At 50.8% G+C, this 738-nt stretch carries 2 protein-coding genes; both read right to left on the minus strand.

The genetic code is table 11. The annotated features are described in order from the left end of the window. A partial coding sequence (gene gspJ / locus R7Q09_RS25340) for a type II secretion system minor pseudopilin GspJ (protein WP_318143844.1) occupies window positions 1–376 on the minus strand: 376 nt, incomplete at its 3' end. Next, the gene (gspI, locus tag R7Q09_RS25345) at window positions 363–698 is read right to left on the minus strand and encodes a type II secretion system minor pseudopilin GspI (protein ID WP_021447303.1); all 336 of its coding nucleotides are present in this window, start codon (window positions 696–698) and stop codon (window positions 363–365) included. The genes gspI and gspJ, both read right to left, overlap by 14 nt. Window positions 699–738 lie beyond the last annotated feature (40 nt).

Raw genomic sequence — 738 nt, forward strand, 5'->3', positions numbered from 1 at the left:
TCACTTCACCACGCGGGAACTGTTGCTGCGGGTTATGCCAACCCACACGAGCAAACATCAGGCCTTTCGCGTCGGAATCGAGTAAATAGTCCGACCAAAAGATCAGTTGCCCGGCAGGGTCTTCGCCGTTGGTACGCGTTTGACGCAATGCCATTTGGCGGAAGTCGTTATCCATCATCACCATGGCGCGTTGCAGTTCATTCAAACGTTGAGTTCGCTCTTGCGACAACTCATTACTGCGCTGAACTTGCGACACCACTTGGTATGCCGCCACGCTCAAACTGGCAAAGATCGCTATCGACACCAGCACTTCAATGAGTGTAAAACCTTTTGCTGCGCGGCGCTTATTTGCGCGATTGGGATTACTGCGCCACATAGCTTCTTACCGTAACAACTGGACTCGCGTTTTTCGCGGTCGCGACACTTACATCAAATGCTTTCAGCAATGGCTGCGTGGTGGCTACAGGCGTGACTTTCCAATACCATGTACGCCCTGCTAGTTCTTCGGTACCATTCTTGGCTTTCAGCGCGCCAGTATCTAGCATCACATTCGCCATTTGGTTATCCACAACCATTGCTGCAAACATCTTTTCTTCTAAGTAGCTGACTGTGTTGATGTGTTGACTCACAGAGCGAATCACACTGATCGCCGCGGTGGCAAAAATAGCCAGTGCAACCAACACTTCAAGCAACGTCATCCCTCGCACTCTGCGACGGTTTAAGTTTGGTTGAGTTTGC

It is taken from the genome of Vibrio sp. 2130-1, assembly GCF_033339515.1.